Genomic DNA, 13,208 nt, shown 5'->3' on the forward strand with positions numbered 1-13,208 from the left:
TACGGTCCCGGGGTGACCCGGCACGACCGCGCCGACCCGGTGACCCGCTTCCTGCGGATGGTGACCGGGCCCGAACCGCCGCTCGACGAGGCCGCACTGGCGATCGCCGCCGGCGCCGCCCCGGACCCGGAGGTCGCGGCGGTGTCCACCGCACGGGCCCGCGCGACGCTCGACGAGCTCGCCGACGGTGTCACCGGGTTCGAGTCGCTGCTGCACCGGCTGTTCACCGAGGCCGGGTTCCGCGGCAACTCCACCGACTACGCCGACCCGCGCAACTCCTTCCTGCCCGACGTCCTCGAGCGCCGCACCGGCATCCCGATCACCCTGTCGGTCGTCGCGATCGAGGTGGGCCGCCGGGCCGGGGTGCCGCTGGAGGGCGTCGGCATGCCCGGACACTTCCTGGTGCGGGTGCCCGGCACCCAGCGCCTCGTCGACGCCTTCGACGGCGGCAGGCGGCTCGACCCGGCGGGCTGCGAGGAGCTCTTCCGCGCGACGACGGGCGCCGGCCCGGAGGTGCCCTTCGACTCGGGCATGCTGCCGCGCACCTCGACCCGCCAGATCCTCGCCCGGATGCTGGAGAACCTGCGGGCGACCTACGGCCGCTCCCGCGACCACGACGGCCTGGAGTGGGTGCTCCGGATGCGGCTGGGCCTGCGCCACCAGGGCCCGGAGCTCATCCGCGAGCTCGGCGAGGTGCTCGCCGCGCAGGCCCGCTGGGACGAGGCGGCCCGGCTGATGGAGTCCTGGGTGGACGGTCCGGGGCGCGGATCGCGCTCGGGCGCCGAGGTGCTGGACGCGGTGCGCACCGAGGCGATGAAGCACCGGGCCCATCTCAACTAGGACCCCGGTCAGGTGTGCGGGGCCCGGGTCGGTGCGCCGGAGTCCTCGCCGAAGCGCCACGGCTGCCCGGTCGACTCCAGCACCGCCATCCACAGGTCGCCGTGCGGGTCGACCTGGTTGCGACGGCTGACGGCCAGGCTCATCGGGATGTGAACGAACCGGCGCCGCACCCGTCCGACCACCATCGCGGTGCGCCCGGACATGGCGGCGTGCACCGCGGCCTGGGACAGCCGGACGGTGTACACGCTGTCGTAGGGGTTCGCGGGGACGCTGCGGATGATGTAGCTCGGGTCGACGTAGCGGACGGTGGTCTCCATCCCGGCGTCGGCGAAGGAGTCGGCGATGCGCTCCTTGAGCCAGGGGCCGACGTCGGAGAGCTTCGCGTTGCCGGAGGCGTCGGTGCGCCCGACCGGCGGCAGCATCTCCTGCCCGGCTCCCTCCGCGACGACGACGACCGCGTGCCCGCGCTGGGACACCCGTCGTCGCAGGTGGTTCAGCAGACCGGTCTCGCCGTCCAGCTCGAAGGGCACCTCGGGGATCAGGACGGCGTCGGCGTCGGAACGCACGAGCGAGGCGTAGCAGGCGATGAAGCCGGAGTGCCGGCCCATCAGCTTGACCAGGCCGACCCCGCCGGGGGTGGACTTGGCCTCCACCGTGACCGACCGGATGGCCTCGCTGGCCTGGGAGAACGCCGTCTGGAATCCGAAGGACTGGTCGATGAACGGGATGTCGTTGTCGATCGTCTTCGGGATCCCGACGACGGCGATCCGCAGCCCCCGCTCCCCCACCACCCTGGCGATCTCCATCGCGCCGCGCATGGTGCCGTCGCCGCCGATCACGAACAGCACGTTGAGGTGCATCTGCTCGAGGCAGTCGACGATCTCCTCGGGGTCCTGCGGGCCGCGCGAGGTGCCGAGGAAGGTGCCGCCGTCGACCGGGATGTCGCGCACCGACTCCGGGCTCAGCTCGACGACGTCGTGGCCGTAGGAGGAGACGAAGCCGCGGTAGCCGTTGCGGAACCCGACGACCCGGCGCACGCCGTAGTGGTAGGTCAGGGTGCGGACCAGGCCGGAGATGACGTCGTTGAGCCCCGGGCACAGCCCGCCGCAGGTGACGATCCCGGCGCGGGTCTTCGACGGGTCGAAGTAGATCTGCCGGCGCGGCCCGCACGGCTCCAGGCCCGGCAGCTCCTCCGGTTCGACGCCGCGGGCGCGGATCCCGGCGGCGGTGTCGTCGAGCAGGACCCGGTCACCGGCGTCGACGTAGTGCTCGGTGGTGCGGCGGGCGTCGAGCAGCGGCGCCAGCGGCGAGGTGATGCGGGCCGGGCCGAGCGTGTCGATGGCCAGGTCCCCGGGCGTGATGCTGCTGTACTCCGAGGTGGTCACGCGCACACTCCGTCTGGATCGATTCGCCCGGGGGCCGGGCGATCATCGTGACGCACACCGGGCGAATCGTCGATCCGACCCCCGGGGACGACGCCGCGGGACCACCCGCGGGTGCGCCGGGTCCCGCCGATCGGACCATCGTCGTCGCCGCTGCGTCACCGGCCGGCCCGCGGACCGCCCCGCGTCGTTGCGGTGTGCATCGACAGACGTCACCGATTTCGCCCACCCTGTCGCACACGCGCTGTGAACGAAACGAGCACCCGGGGTGAACACCGCAGGTCGCGTAGGGCAAAATTCGTCCATGCGGAGCATCGACCCCCGTCACACCTGGTCCACCGGATTCGCCCGCACCATCGCCGAGGAGCTGCGCCACGGCGTCGCGACCGGCGCGGTCACCTGGAGCGAGGCCGACGAGCTGCTCAACCGCCTGCGCACGGTGATCGACCAGGCGCTGGACGTGCATCCGCAGCCGCTGTGACCGCGTCCGCGTCCTCGACGGTGGCGCCGCGGTAGGCCCGTCCGACCCACACCAGGGGCCGGCCGCGACGGCGCAGCCCGAGCAGCTCGACGACCTCGGCCGCGACCAGCAGCGACGCCCCGACCTCGGTGACCGACAGGACCCGGCAGCGCAGCGCGGTGCCCACGTCGACCAGCCACGGCTCCCCGGTCGGCAGGGCCATCCACCGGACGCCCGCCCCGAACCGTTCCGCGCCCGGGACCGCGAACGCCGCCGCGAGGCCGGTGTCGGTGTCGTCGAGCAGGTGCACGACGACCGTCCCGCCCCCGGCGAGCGCACCGGCCAGCCGCGAGTCACGGGCGGTCGAGAACGACACCGCGGGCGGGTCCACCCCGACCGAGGCGACCGACGACGCCGTCATCCCGACCGGCCCGTCGAGCCCGGTCGCGGTGAGCACGGCGACCCCGGCGGGGTGCCCGCGGAACGCCGTCCGCAGGCCCCCGGCCGGATCGGCGACCGTCACGCCCGCGCCCGGGCGAACCGCTCGGCGGCGTCGGCCCAGTTGACGACGTTCCACCAGGCCGCGACGTAGTCGGGCTTGACGTTCTTGTACTGCAGGTAGAAGGCGTGCTCCCACATGTCGAGCAGGACGATGGGGGTCTGGCCTGCGGGGAGCTGGGACTGCTGGTCGTAGAGCTGGTGGATGAGCAGGCGGTCGCCGAGCTGGTCGTGGCCGAGGACGGCCCAGCCGGAGCCCTGGATGGTGGTGGCGGCGGCGGTGAAGTGGGCCTGGAAGCCGTCGAAGGAGCCGAAGTCGGCGTCGATGGCGGTGGCGAGGTCGCCGGTGGGCTTGTCGCCGCCGTCGGGGGAGAGGTTGTTCCAGAAGGCGGAGTGGTTGACGTGGCCGCCGAGGTTGAACGCGAGGGTCTTCTCGAGTCCGACGACGGCGCCGAAGTCGTTCTTGTCGCGGGCGTCGGCGAGCTTGTCGAGGGTGGTGTTGAGGCCCTGGACGTAGGTGTTGTGGTGCTTGGAGTGGTGCAGCTCCATGATCTCGGGCGCGATGTGCGGGGCGAGCGCGGAGTAGTCGTAGGGCAGGTCCGGAAGCGTGTAGTCGGCCATGCCCGCAGCCTGATAGCTGAACCGGACTTCAGGTCAAGTGTGACGGCGGCCGCACGGCCCGGCCTCAGTTGTCGTCGCGCCCGGTGAGCGCGTGCTCCAGCTCGTCGGCGAGGTGGACGACCTGGCGGAACGGGAACTCGAACCCGTCCAGCGCGGCCGGGCCGAGCGGGATCGAGTGCCGGAACACCACGACGCCCTCCTCCGCGGCCAGCCCACCGACCACCGACGGCCCCGCGAGCTCCAGGGCGCGGCCGAGGTCGACCTCGCCGAGCCGTGCGACCGGGGACTCGATCTGCACCCACTCCTGGTCCGGGTCGGCGACCGCGGCCGCCGCGTCGGTGACCTCGACGCCGGGGCGGCCCGCGCCCTCCCGCACCCGCTTCACGACGACGAGCTGGTCCCGGTCCTCGGTCGTCGGCAGCCGGAACCGCAGCTCGTCCGCACCCTGGCGGACGATCTCGTACCGGACCACGACGTAGGCCTTCAGGTCCTCCCAGGTCGCCACGCCCGTCTCCCCCTCGATCGTCCGACGGGGCCCACCGGACCCCGTCGCCGACCCTAGCGTGATCCGGACCCCGCGCGGCCGGGCCTCGCCTCCCGGTGGGGCGCGTCTCCGATGGACCCCGCCTCCCGATGGGCCTCGTCTCTCGATGGGCCCAGTCTCTCGATGGGCCCCGTCTCACCCGGGGCTGCTCAGCGACGGACCGAATCGTCCGAGCCCGGCTTGATTCCACCGAGATGCGACTGAGGGTCGTCACGGCGGTCCGTGGACCGCCCCGAGCTGCATCTCGACGAACGGCCCAGCAGGCCGACGGATCGTCCGTGCTCGGATCACCGGCGCCGAGATGCAGCTCAGCGGGCCCTGTAGATCCACAATTCCCGCTGAGCTGCATCTCGGCGCAGTGGGGCGCGGTGTGGCGGGCGCGGTGTGGCGGGCGCCCGGCCGGCCGCAACGGGAGTGCGGCACGGCGGGCCGAGCAGGGCGGGGGCGGTCCGCGCGGGACGGGGCGAGCAAGGCGAGGGCGGGCCGAGCAGGTCAGGCCGAGCGCGGCGGGGCGAGCCGGGCAGGGCGAGCCGGGCAGGGCGAGCCGAGCGGGGCGGGGCGGGGCGGGCGGGCCGGGCACAGCACCCCGGGGCGCGGAGGGGGCGGCGCCCTACCCCGTCAGCCCGGTGGTGATCAGCTGGTCCACCGGGGCGCGGTCGTCGGTCAGGACCGGCGTCCCCGCGGTGAACGCGGCGGTGCGGTCCGGGGCGAGGACCGTGCCGGCCGGTTCGGAGCGGGCGACGGCGGCGCCGAGGGCGGCCGGGTCGAGCGGCCGGTCCGAGGCGACGACCACGACGTTCCCGCCGCCACCGGGGGCGAACTCGTCGGGGAGGGCGAGGAGCATCGTCGTCGCGAACCGCGACTCGACGGTCGCGGTGGCGGCCTTGACCAGGTCGAGCGGGTACCGGTCGATCACGTTGAGGACGTAGAGCCCGCCCGGGCGCAGCACCCGCTGCACCTCGTCGAGGAACTCCGCGGTGGACAGGTGCCAGGGCACCGAGCGGGCGCCGAAGGCGTCGCCGACGACGAGGTCGGCGGAGTCGTCGGGCAGCGCGGCGAGGTTCACCCGGGCGTCGCCGGTGCGCACGGTGGTGCCGGGGATCCCGCCCGCGTCCAGGGAGCGGACGCCGAGGTCGATCACGCCCTGGTCCAGCTCCAGCACGGTCGAGGTGCTGCCGGGGCGGGTCGCGGCGAGCCAGCGCGGCATGGTCAGCGCGCCGCCGCCGATGTGCACCGCGTCGACCGGGCGCCCCTGCGGGAACGCGGTGTCGACGGCCGCGGCGAACCGCTTGGTGTAGGCGAACTCCAGGTGCGCGGGGTCGCCGAGGCGGACGTAGGAGTGGCGCAGGTCGTCGAGCACCAGATAGCGACCGGCCGGGTCCGCGGGGTCGGTCCGGACGGCGGCGCAGTAGTAGGTGGTGTCGGCGTCGCAGCGCCCCGGCAGCGCGACGAGCGCGACGGCCAGCAGCAGCGCCGCGGCGCCGCCCTTCGCGATGTCCGAGCGGCGCCGCCGGGGCGCCAGGACGAGCCCGAGCACGAGGCAGGCGGCCGCGGTGACCAGCAGGATCGCGCTCACCGGCAACAGCGCGACCAGCACGAACCCGGTGAGGAAGGTCCCGGCGAGCGACCCGAGGGTGCCCGCCGCGGACAACCCGCCGACGACCTCGCCGGAACGGTCCAGCCCGGTCAGCCGGGCCTTGGTGACGGCCGGGGTGACCGCGGCCAGCGCCGTCACCGAGACCAGGGTGGACGCGGCGACGAGCACCACGGCGGCGTAGGGCCCCGCGCCGAGCAGCGGCCCGAGCAGCCGGACCACCGGCCGTACGGCGAGGGTGCCGAGCCCGCCGACGACCATCATCAGCGCGGCGACGGCCACCGGGTCGCGCTCGTCGGCCCACCGCCCACCCAGCGAGGCGCCCGCCGCGATCCCGGCGAGGGCCACCCCGATCACGGCGGTGGTCGACTCGAGCGTCAGTCCGACGTAGGGCGCGACGAGCCGGGTCGCGAGGGTCTCGACGACGAGGATCGCCGCCCCCGAGACGACGACGGCGGTCCGGGCCATGGCGAGGCGCACCCCGCCATGGTGCCGGTCGGGATCAGGCCCGGTTCAGCCGGAGCACGAGCTTGCCGGTGTTCTCGCCGCGGAACAGCTTGAGGAACACCTCCGGGAAGTCGGACACGGCGCCGTCGACGACGTCCTCACGGCTGTGCAGGCGCCCGTCGGCGAGCCAGCCGGCGAGCTCGGTGCCGGCCTCGCCCCAGCGGGGGATGTAGTCCCCGACCAGGAAGCCCTCCATGCGGGCCCGGTTGACCAGCAGGTTCATGTAGTTCTTCGGGCCGGTCATGCCGCCCTCGGCGTTGTACTGGCTGATCGCCCCGCAGATGACGACGCGGGCGTGCATCGCGAGCCTGCCGAGCACGGCGTCGAGGATGTCCCCGCCGACGTTGTCGAAGTAGACGTCGACGCCCTCGGGGGCGAGCTCCTTGAGGCGCTGCGACACGTTGTCGGAGCGGTAGTCGATCGCGGCGTCGAACCCGAGGTCGTCGGTGATCCACGCGCACTTCTCGGGGCCGCCCGCGATGCCGATGACCCGGGCGCCCTTGACCTTCGCGAGCTGCCCGACCACCGACCCGACGGCGCCGGCCGCACCAGAGACGACGACCGTCTCCCCCTCCTTGAGGGCGCCGACGTCGAACAGCCCGAAGTAGGCGGTCATGCCGGTCATGCCGAGCAGCGCGAGGTAGCGCTCCGGCGGCACGTCCGCGGTCGGGGAGACCTTCTGCAGGCCGCGGCCGTCGCTCTCCACGTACTCCTGCACGCCGAGCACACCGGTGACGGTGTCGCCGACGGCGAAGTCGGCGTTCTTCGACGCGACGACCTCACCGAGGCCGAGCGCGCGCATCACCTCGCCGATCCCGACCGGGGGCGCGTACGAACGCCCCTCGTTCATCCAGCCGCGCATCGCCGGGTCCAGCGAGATGTGGCTGATCCGGACGACGATGCGGCCCTCGCCGGGCTCGGGCACCGGCTCGGTGGTGTGCTCCCACACCTCCGGGCCGGGGGTGCCCTGCGGGCGTGCGGCGAGCCGAACCTGGTGGTTGACCTCGTTGCTCATGACACCGGTCTACCCCCGTCACGCGCGCGGCACCGCATCACGGTCGTCACGCGCGTGACGGGAATGTCGTTCGGTGACCGAACGGATCGTCGCTACAGGCCCAGGTGCCGCGCGATCAGCATCTTCTGCACCTCGGAGGTGCCCTCGCCGACCTCGAGGATCTTGGCGTCGCGGTAGAACCGCCCGACCGGGTACTCGTTCATGAAGCCGTAGCCGCCGAAGATCTGGGTGGCGTCGCGCGCGTTGTCCATCGCGGCGTTCGACGAGACGAGCTTGGCGATCGCCGCCTCCTTCTTGAACGGCTCCCCCGCGACGAGCAGCCGCGCGGCGTGCTGCCAGGCCAGCCGGGCGGTGTGCGCGCGGGCCTCCATGTCGGCGATCTTGAACTGGATCGCCTGGTAGGAGCCGATGGTGTTCCCGAACGCCTCGCGCTCGCCGGCGTAGCGGACGGACTCGTCGACGCAGCCCTGGGCCAGCCCGGTGGCCAGCGCCGCGATCGCGACCCGGCCCTCGTCGAGGATGGACAGGAACTGGGCGTAGCCGCGGCCACGCTCGCCGAGCAGGTTCGCCGCGGGGACGCGGACGTCGTCGAAGAAGAGCTCGCGGGTGTCGGAGCAGTTCCAGCCGACCTTGGAGTACTTCTCGCTCACCGTGAACCCGGGCGTGCCCGCCGGGACGAGGATCGCCGAGATCTCCTTGCGGCCGTCGGGCTTCTCGCCGGTGACGGCGGTGACGGTGACGACCGAGGTGATGTCGGTGCCGGAGTTGGTGATGAAGCACTTCGACCCGTTGATCACCCACTCGTCGCCGTCGAGCCGGGCGGTGGTGCGGGTGGCGCCGGCGTCGGAGCCGCCGCCGGGCTCGGTGAGGCCGAACGCGCCGAGGGTGTGGCCCGCGGCCAGGTCGGGCAGCCAGCGCGCCTTCTGCTCGTCGGTGCCGAAGCGCAGGATCGGCATGGCACCGAGCCCGACGCCGGCCTCCACGGTGATCGCGACCGAGGAGTCGACCCTGGCCAGCTCCTCCAGGGCCAGGCAGAGGGCGTGGTAGTCGCCGCCCATACCGCCGTAGGACTCGGGGACGGGCAGGCCGAACAGGCCCATCTCGCCCATCTTGGCGGTGATGTCGTAGGGGAACTCCTCGCGGATGTAGAGGTCGCCGATGACGGGCGCGACCTCCTTGCGGGCGAACTCCTCGACCGAGGCGCGCAGCGCCTCGTACTCCTCGGCGGTGGTGGTGTCCTGGGCGGTGGTCATGCCTGCTCCTCCTGGGTGGCGGGCTCGACCACGAGCAGCACCGCGTCCTTCGCGACGGTGGCTCCGGCCCGGGCCCTCAGCTCGCGCACCGTCCCGTCGACGGGGGCGGTGAGCACGTGTTCCATCTTCATGGCCTCGACGACGACCAACTTCTGACCTGCGACGACGGCGTCCCCATCGGCGACCTCGACGACGGTCACCGTCCCCGGCATCGGCGAGACGACCGGCCCGCCCGCACCGCCGGCGGCCGCGGCGGCCTCCGTCGGCGCCTGCTCGCGCACGCCCCAGGCGTGCCCGTCGCGGCCGATCCAGACGACCCCGTCGGCACCCTCGGCGACGGCGAACCGGCGGGTGCGGCCGTCCTGGGTGTGCTCCACGACCCCCGGTGCGACGGCGGCGGTGCGGCACCGGGCGGCGGCCGCGGCGGGTGTCGCCGACGCCGGGACGGCGGTGTCCCCCGCGTCCCGGTCCGCCGCCCCACCGGCGGCGGGCAGCGCCAGGTCGAACCCGGCCGCCCGGCCGCGGGCCCGCACCTCGACGGCACCGTCGGCGCCCCCGGTGACCAGGCGGCTCACCGTCCAGGCGGGCTCCCCGACCCGCCAGCCACCGGGGACGTCGAAGGGGTCCACCACGGGCCCGGCCGGCTCCCGGCGCAGCAGCCCGAGACCCGCGACCGCACCGAGGACGTCGGCGGGCACCGAGTCGTCGACGAGCGCGGCGCCGCGCCGGGCGATCAGCCCGGTGTCGAGGTCACCGGCGCGGACGTCGTCGTCGGCGAGCAGGGCCCGCAGGAACCCGATGTTGGAGTCGAGCCCGAGCAGCACCGTGTCACGCAGCGCGGCGTCGAGCCGGCGCAGCGCCTCGTCGCGGGTGGCACCGTGGGCGATGACCTTGGCCAGCATCGGGTCGTAGTCGGACCCGACGACGGTGCCGGTCTCGATCCCGGCGTCGACCCGCACCCCGGGCGGCGGCGTCCAGTCCAGCACCGGCCCGCCGGAGGGGAGGAAGGTGAGCGCGTCGCCGGACACGGCGGTGGCCTCGGCGTACACCCGGGCCTCCATCGCGTGCCCGGTGAGCACCACGTCGTCCTGGGAGATCGGCAGCGGCTCCCCCGCGGCGACGCGCAGCTGCAGCTCCACCAGGTCCAGGCCGGTGACCTCCTCGGTGACCGGGTGCTCGACCTGCAGGCGGGTGTTCATCTCGAGGAAGAAGAACTCGTCGGGACGGTCCGAGCTCACGATGAACTCGACGGTCCCGGCGCCGGTGTAGCCGACGCTGCGGGCGGCCTCGCAGGCGGCGCGGCCCATCTCGTCGCGCTGCGCGGGGGTGAGCAGAGCCGACGGCGCCTCCTCGATGATCTTCTGGTGGCGGCGCTGCAGCGAGCACTCGCGCTCGCCGAGGTGCACGACGGCGCCGTGCGCGTCGGCCATCACCTGGATCTCGATGTGCCGCGGCGTGGTGACCAGCCGCTCGACGAGCAGGGTGTCGTCGCCGAAGGAGCCGCGGGCCTCGCGGCGCGCACCGGCGATCGCGTCGGCCAGCTGCTCCGGGGAGTGCACCTCGCGCATCCCCTTGCCCCCGCCGCCCGCGGACGGCTTGAGCAGCACCGGGTACCCGATGTCGGCGACGACGGCGGTCAGGTCGTCGTCGGTGAGGCCGGAGCCGTCGGAGCCGGGCACGACCGGCACCCCGGCCTTGGCGACGGTCTGCTTGGCCCGGATCTTGTCGCCCATCGCCTCGATCGCCGACGACGGCGGCCCGACGAAGGCGATGCCCGCCTGTTCGCAGGCGGCGGCGAACGCGGTGTTCTCGGACAGGAAGCCGTAGCCGGGGTGGATCGCCTGCGCACCGGTCGCCCGGGCGGCGGCGATCACGTTCTCCACCGACAGGTAGGACTCGCCGGCAGCGGCCGGGCCGATCCGGACGGCCTCGTCGGCGGCGCGGACGTGCGGGGCCGCGGCGTCGGCGTCGGAGTAGACGGCGACCGACCGGACGCCCAGCGAGCGCAGGGTGCGGATGACGCGGACCGCGATCTCGCCGCGGTTCGCGACCAGGACGGTGTCGAACAGTGCCGATCCCATGGGGGGCCTCACATCCGGAAGACGCCGAAGGCCGGGTCGGCCAGGGGCGCGTTGGCGGCGACGGACAGGGACAGCCCGAGGACGGTGCGGGTGTCGGCGGGGTCGATGACGCCGTCGTCCCACAGCCGGGCGGTGGAGTAGAGGGGATGTCCCTGCTCCTCGTACTGGGCGCGGATCGCGTCCGGGTCGGCGTTGCCGACGGTGCCGAGCACGGTGGCGGCCTGCTCGCCGCCCATGACCGAGATGCGGGCGTTGGGCCACATGAACAGGAACCGCGGCGAGTACGCCCGCCCGCACATCGCGTAGTTGCCGGCGCCGAAGGACCCGCCGATGACGACGGTCAGCTTCGGCACCCGGGTGGAGGCGACGGCGGTGACCATCTTCGCGCCGTTGCGGGCGATGCCGCCCGCCTCGTACTCGCGGCCGACCATGAAGCCGGAGATGTTCTGCAGGAACACCAGCGGGATGCCGCGCTGGTCGCACAGCTCGACGAAGTGCGCGCCCTTGGTCGCGGACTCCGAGAACAGGATCCCGTTGTTCGCGACGATCCCGACCGGGTGGCCGTGGATCCGGGCGAACCCGGTGACCAGGGTGGTGCCGTACTCGGACTTGAACTCGGCGAACCGCGAGCCGTCGACGACGCGGGCGATGACCTCGCGCACGTCGTAGGGGGTGCGGGTGTCGGTGGGCACCGCGGCGTAGAGCCCGGCGGGGTCGACGGCGGGCTCCTCGGTGGGGCGCACCTCCCACGGCCGCGGGGCGCGCGGGCCGAGCGTCGCGACGATCGCGCGGACCCGGGCGAGCGCATCGGCGTCGTCGACGGCGAGGTGGTCGGTGACGCCGGAGACCTTCGCGTGCAGGTCCCCGCCGCCCAGCTCCTCGGCGGTGACGACCTCGCCGGTCGCGGCCTTCACCAGCGGCGGGCCGCCCAGGAAGATCGTGCCCTGGTTGCGGACGATGACGGCCTCGTCGCTCATCGCGGGGACGTAGGCGCCACCCGCGGTGCAGGAGCCGAGGACGGCGGCGATCTGCGGGATGCCCTGCCCGGACATCTGCGCCTGGTTGTAGAAGATCCGGCCGAAGTGCTCGCGGTCGGGGAACACGTCGTCCTGCTCGGGCAGGTACGCGCCCCCGGAGTCCACCAGGTACACGCAGGGCAGCCGGTTGTGCAGCGCCACCTCCTGCGCGCGCAGGTGCTTCTTGACCGTCATCGGGTAGTAGGTGCCGCCCTTGACGGTCGCGTCGTTGGCGACGACCACGACCTCCCGGCCGGCGACCCGCCCGACCCCGGTGATCATCCCGGCGCCGGGGGCCTGGTCGTCGTACATGCCGTTCGCGGCCAGCGGGGACAGCTCCAGGAACGGCGACGACGGGTCGACCAGCGCGTCCACCCGGTCGCGCGGCAGCAGCTTTCCGCGCTCGACGTGCCGGGCCCGCGAGCGCTCCGGCCCGCCGAGCCGGGTCCGCTCCAGCCGGTCGCGCAGGTCGGCGACCAGTGCGCGGTGCGCGGCGTCGTTCTCCGCGGCGCGCGGGTCGGCCGGATCCACCGCCGTGCCGAGCCGCGGGGCCTCCGAGGCCGGCGCGGGTGGGGCCTGCGGTGCCGTCATCGGACCTCCCGGGGAACGCTGTCTGTTAATGACCGTTAACAGGTTAGCGGTTGTTAACACGTGGCGTCCAGAGCGGGCGTCCCGCGGACTAGGCTGGGTGCGTGCGCCTGCTACTGGTCGAGGACGAGAAGCCGCTCGCCGAGCTGGTCCGCCGCGGCCTCGCCGGGGAGGGGCACGAGGTGGAGGTCGCGCACGACGGCCCCACCGGGCTGCAGCTCGCGCTGACCGGTCGGCACGACGTGGTCATCCTCGACATCATGCTGCCGGGCCTGTCGGGCTACCGGATCCTGCAGCACCTGCGCGACCGCGGCGTGTGGACGCCGGTGCTCATGCTGACCGCCAAGGACGGCGAGTACGACGAGGCCGACGCCTTCGACCTCGGCGCGGACGACTACCTGACCAAGCCGTTCTCGTTCGTCGTGCTGCAGGCGCGGCTGCGCGCGCTGCTGCGCCGGGCCGGGGAGGCCGCACCGACCGTGCTGCGGGTCGGGGACCTCAGCCTGGACCCGGGCACGCACCGGGTGCACCGCGGCGAGACCGAGATCCCGCTGACCCCGCGCGAGTTCGGCGTGCTCGAGCACCTGATGCAGAACACCGGGCAGGTCGTGACCAAGACCGACATCCTGCGCTCGGTCTGGGACGCCCACTACGACGGCGAGGTCAACGTCGTCGAGGTCTACGTCGGCTACCTGCGCCGCAAGATCGACGCACCGTTCGGGACGCACAGCATCGAGACACTGCGCGGCGTCGGCTACCGGATGTCCGAGCCCGCGCCCGCGCCGCCCCGCTGACCTGCGGGGACCCGC

General features: G+C 73.8%; 12 protein-coding genes. 3 read left to right on the forward strand and 9 right to left on the reverse strand.

The features are described 5' to 3' along the window. Positions 1-12: 12 nt before the first annotated feature. Positions 13-840 (forward strand): SirB1 family protein, encoded by an 828-nt coding sequence (locus KPL57_RS30740; RefSeq protein ID WP_226354163.1) that lies wholly within the window; start codon positions 13-15, stop codon positions 838-840. 8 nt (positions 841-848) lie between these two features. Here KPL57_RS30740 and KPL57_RS30745 read toward each other — a convergent pair whose 3' ends face one another. Beyond that, positions 849-2,225 (reverse strand): ATP-dependent 6-phosphofructokinase, encoded by a 1,377-nt coding sequence (locus KPL57_RS30745; RefSeq protein ID WP_224401228.1) that lies wholly within the window; start codon positions 2,223-2,225, stop codon positions 849-851. A 301-nt stretch (positions 2,226-2,526) separates the two neighbouring features. Here KPL57_RS30745 and KPL57_RS30750 point away from each other — a divergent pair, with 301 nt between their 5' ends. After that, a complete protein-coding gene (locus KPL57_RS30750) occupies positions 2,527-2,703 on the forward strand; it encodes a hypothetical protein (RefSeq protein WP_168172146.1) in 177 nt (58 codons plus the stop codon). On the opposite strand, the gene KPL57_RS30755 is transcribed toward KPL57_RS30750, so the two are convergent. The 8 genes from KPL57_RS30755 to KPL57_RS30790 all read right to left on the reverse strand — a co-directional run bounded on the left by KPL57_RS30755 (position 2,645) and on the right by KPL57_RS30790 (position 12,402). Beyond that, positions 2,645-3,205 carry a flavin reductase family protein gene (locus KPL57_RS30755; RefSeq protein WP_226354164.1) on the reverse strand — a complete coding sequence of 187 codons (561 nt, stop codon included), beginning with the start codon at positions 3,203-3,205 and terminating at the stop codon, positions 2,645-2,647. The two genes, KPL57_RS30750 and KPL57_RS30755, sit on opposite strands and share 59 nt — an antisense overlap. Continuing rightward, positions 3,202-3,801, reverse strand: a complete 600-nt coding sequence (locus tag KPL57_RS30760) for a superoxide dismutase (RefSeq protein WP_226354165.1) — start codon at positions 3,799-3,801, stop codon at positions 3,202-3,204. Before KPL57_RS30760 ends, KPL57_RS30755 begins: the two co-directional genes overlap by 4 nt. Positions 3,802-3,865: 64 nt before the next feature. Then, positions 3,866-4,306, reverse strand: a complete 441-nt coding sequence (locus KPL57_RS30765; RefSeq protein WP_226354166.1) for a hypothetical protein — start codon at positions 4,304-4,306, stop codon at positions 3,866-3,868. Between the two features lie 649 nt (positions 4,307-4,955). Continuing rightward, entirely contained in the window at positions 4,956-6,419 is a 1,464-nt protein-coding gene (locus KPL57_RS30770) for a fused MFS/spermidine synthase (protein WP_226354167.1), read from the reverse strand. A 22-nt stretch (positions 6,420-6,441) separates the two neighbouring features. Further along, positions 6,442-7,461, reverse strand: coding sequence for an NADP-dependent oxidoreductase (locus KPL57_RS30775; RefSeq protein ID WP_226354168.1), 1,020 nt, complete (start codon positions 7,459-7,461; stop codon positions 6,442-6,444). A gap of 92 nt (positions 7,462-7,553) precedes the next feature. Then, a complete protein-coding gene (locus KPL57_RS30780) occupies positions 7,554-8,714 on the reverse strand; it encodes an acyl-CoA dehydrogenase family protein (RefSeq protein ID WP_226354169.1) in 1,161 nt (386 codons plus the stop codon). Then, a complete protein-coding gene (locus KPL57_RS30785; RefSeq protein ID WP_226354170.1) occupies positions 8,711-10,795 on the reverse strand; it encodes a biotin carboxylase N-terminal domain-containing protein in 2,085 nt (694 codons plus the stop codon). The genes KPL57_RS30780 and KPL57_RS30785 overlap by 4 nt, the downstream gene beginning before the upstream one ends. 8 nt (positions 10,796-10,803) lie before the next feature. Next, on the reverse strand, positions 10,804-12,402 hold the full coding sequence (locus KPL57_RS30790; RefSeq protein ID WP_226354171.1) for a carboxyl transferase domain-containing protein: 1,599 nt from the start codon (positions 12,400-12,402) through the stop codon (positions 10,804-10,806). A 101-nt stretch (positions 12,403-12,503) separates the two neighbouring features. On the opposite strand from KPL57_RS30790, the gene KPL57_RS30795 reads away from it, so the two are divergent. Beyond that, a complete protein-coding gene (locus KPL57_RS30795) occupies positions 12,504-13,193 on the forward strand; it encodes a response regulator transcription factor (RefSeq protein WP_073576792.1) in 690 nt (229 codons plus the stop codon). Positions 13,194-13,208 lie beyond the last annotated feature (15 nt).

The organism is Pseudonocardia sp. ICBG601 (assembly GCF_020496245.1).

Excerpts from the sequence above, each read along its gene's own strand:
- KPL57_RS30775 (WP_226354168.1), bottom strand. The coding sequence starts at position 7,461 with ATGAGCAACGAGGTCAACCACCAGGTTCGGCTCGCCGCACGCCCGCAG.
- KPL57_RS30750 (WP_168172146.1), top strand. The coding sequence starts at position 2,527 with ATGCGGAGCATCGACCCCCGTCACACCTGGTCCACCGGATTCGCCCGC.
- KPL57_RS30760 (WP_226354165.1), bottom strand. The coding sequence starts at position 3,801 with ATGGCCGACTACACGCTTCCGGACCTGCCCTACGACTACTCCGCGCTC.
- KPL57_RS30780 (WP_226354169.1), bottom strand. The coding sequence starts at position 8,714 with ATGACCACCGCCCAGGACACCACCACCGCCGAGGAGTACGAGGCGCTG.
- KPL57_RS30790 (WP_226354171.1), bottom strand. The coding sequence starts at position 12,402 with ATGACGGCACCGCAGGCCCCACCCGCGCCGGCCTCGGAGGCCCCGCGG.
- KPL57_RS30785 (WP_226354170.1), bottom strand. The coding sequence starts at position 10,795 with ATGGGATCGGCACTGTTCGACACCGTCCTGGTCGCGAACCGCGGCGAG.